The following is a 2,288-nucleotide window of genomic DNA, read 5'->3' on the forward strand; positions in this document are numbered from 1 at the left end:
AACAGCTTCTCACTTTCAGCAACACCTTTTTAAAGGAGGTTGGGTCGTCCGATGGCGAAATATTGAGTCAATCGGTATTTGTAGCTACCAACAGGAAGGGTGGCACCAACCGCTACCTTGGATCGGTATTCGTCTAAAACACTACTCACCCTACTTAAATTCAATCTGCCCTCGTATAGCGACAGAAATTCTCCTCAGCCAGCGAGCACTGCTTTACTTGGGCGCGAAACAAAATCAGTGTGAAGATAAGTTTGAGGATATGGTGCTTGACCCTAAACCGTATATAAACAGAGATGGGATTGAGTACAAAGGTTTGTTAGCGATGCTCGCCAACCGGATGAAGTATCAGAGAGGTTTCTACGGCTACGATCTATTTATATCAGCAAGTGATCTAGATCGTGAGGCTGAGGACTTTGTGGGACTGACTCGGCGATACTTAGCTGCCGCCGAGCCAGAATAATGCTTAGTACACGCACTTTTAGTAAAGCGGCATCTCGTCAGCAACGAACGGGTTAGTTTTACGCTCGTGACCGAAAGTCGATTGAGGGCCGTGACCAGGGACAAACGTGACATCATTGCCTAAAGGCCACAATTTCTCTTTGATAGAGCTAATCAACGTATTGAAATCGCCTTGTGGGAAGTCAGTTCGACCAATGCTACCGTTAAACAAAACGTCACCCACAAACGCTAAACGCGCTTCTTCGCTGTAAAGCACAACGTGACCAGGTGTATGACCAGGTGTATGGAATACGTTCAGCACTTGATTACCGAAAGTGACAGTGTCACCCTCATTTAGCCATTGGTGCGGTTCAAACGCTTCTGTCAGCGGGAAACCAAACATTTGGCTCTGACCTTCCAAACCTTGCAACCAGAAGTTATCTGCCTTGTGAGGACCAACAATCTCTGTACCGCCAAGCAGTGCAGACAGCGGCTCCGTGCCACCTACGTGGTCCAAGTGACCGTGTGTTAGCACGAGGTTTACCACGTCAACACCCAGCTCTTTGATAAGCATAGCGAGCTGCTTTTCATCGCCGCCAGGGTCAACCACAATGCCTTTCATGGTTTCGTCACACCAGACAATAGAACAGTTTTGAGAGAAAGATGTTACTGGAACAACTTGGTATTTCAGAGCCATAGATAACCTATACCGAATAAATTTGCGTGAAAACTGCCGCAACTATGACACTAAGGCCTAGCGACTTCAAGCTTTGAACTGTGGGTAATCGACGACGTTCTGAGACTAGAAACCTTGTCTCAACTGGCACTACCAAGAACGAACAGCACCCGTATCGATATGAACAAAGTTACTGCCTGGATAATAACCCACGCCACCGGCTTTTAGGCTTAATGCAGCATCACGAACTGTTGAAAGCTTCACACCGTCTAAACGGAAATCAATGGCCTTTCCTTCCATGTGCATGCTCTTTTTCGCTACACGAGAAGACCCGTTGCGCAGCGAGGCATTAGTGGCAGGAGAACGGTAACCTGAAATGACGATCACCTCTGCTTCTGTACCAATTAACTTTTGAATTTGGCTTATTTGATCGAACAAGCGTCGATCCATGGGATGAACCTCATTTCGTCGATGGTCTCGACAAAACTCATTCAGCCTTTGAAGTTCATCATTAATGTATCGTTTTCCATCGAAATAGCATGTTTCGAGGATCTCTCCAGTATTAAGGTTGTTCATCGCCAGCGCACGTGGCTCGTCAGGGAGTGAAGCCCAAGAAAATGATGGCAGGGCAGACGCCAACACCACACCACCAGCGGTCATTTTAAGGAAATCTCGGCGGGAAAAGTTACGACTTACCATTTCAAAATACAGTGCTCAACAACTAGACAAGTCGTGGACATTAACCAAACACATTTGTCACGTCAAACGCATAAAACACTCCATCTTGATTTTCAGATGCAGTAATTATTGATTAATTATTGAACTAAAAGAGAATTCTTCGTTTTGTAAATTTTCCTTAAAGATTTCAACTGCGGTGATCGTACTTATAGATATCATCACGGTAGTAAAGCGTTCCCTCTTCCAACCATGCTGTTTGATAAATGATGTGTACTTGAATGCGCTCTCCCAAAGGAACTGACGTGTTAGACCGACGAGAACTTTCTCGCTTTTTCGCTAAACGTTCTTCCAACCCCTGAGTTTTGAACAGAAGTTCTGCTAACTGGTCTGCATGTTCTACACGGACACATCCTGAGCTGAATGCGCGTCTGTCCTGTTCAAACAAGTTCTTACTTGGCGTGTCATGCAAATAAATAGCTTGTGGGTTAGGCATATT

General features: G+C 45.5%; 4 protein-coding genes. 1 reads left to right on the forward strand and 3 read right to left on the reverse strand.

Annotated features, from left to right (window positions below; all coding sequences use genetic code 11):
• A partial coding sequence (locus tag IQR33_RS12355; RefSeq protein WP_193843724.1) for a DUF2982 domain-containing protein occupies positions 1–460 on the forward strand: 460 nt, incomplete at its 5' end.
• A gap of 18 nt (positions 461–478) precedes the next feature.
• Here IQR33_RS12355 and IQR33_RS12360 read toward each other — a convergent pair.
• The 3 genes from IQR33_RS12360 to IQR33_RS12370 form a co-directional block, all read right to left on the reverse strand.
• The gene (locus IQR33_RS12360) at positions 479–1,135 is read right to left on the reverse strand and encodes an MBL fold metallo-hydrolase (protein WP_005376855.1); all 657 of its coding nucleotides are present in this window, start codon (positions 1,133–1,135) and stop codon (positions 479–481) included.
• Between the two features lie 129 nt (positions 1,136–1,264).
• On the reverse strand, positions 1,265–1,813 hold the full coding sequence (locus IQR33_RS12365; protein WP_031778936.1) for a DUF882 domain-containing protein: 549 nt from the start codon (positions 1,811–1,813) through the stop codon (positions 1,265–1,267).
• Positions 1,814–1,979: 166 nt separating this feature from the next.
• Positions 1,980–2,288, reverse strand: a 309-nt coding sequence (locus IQR33_RS12370) for a L,D-transpeptidase family protein (protein ID WP_193843725.1), incomplete at its 5' end; no start/stop codon positions are given.

It is taken from the genome of Vibrio sp. OPT46 (assembly GCF_015163535.1).
In the GTDB taxonomy this organism is placed as follows: domain Bacteria; phylum Pseudomonadota; class Gammaproteobacteria; order Enterobacterales; family Vibrionaceae; genus Vibrio; species Vibrio alginolyticus.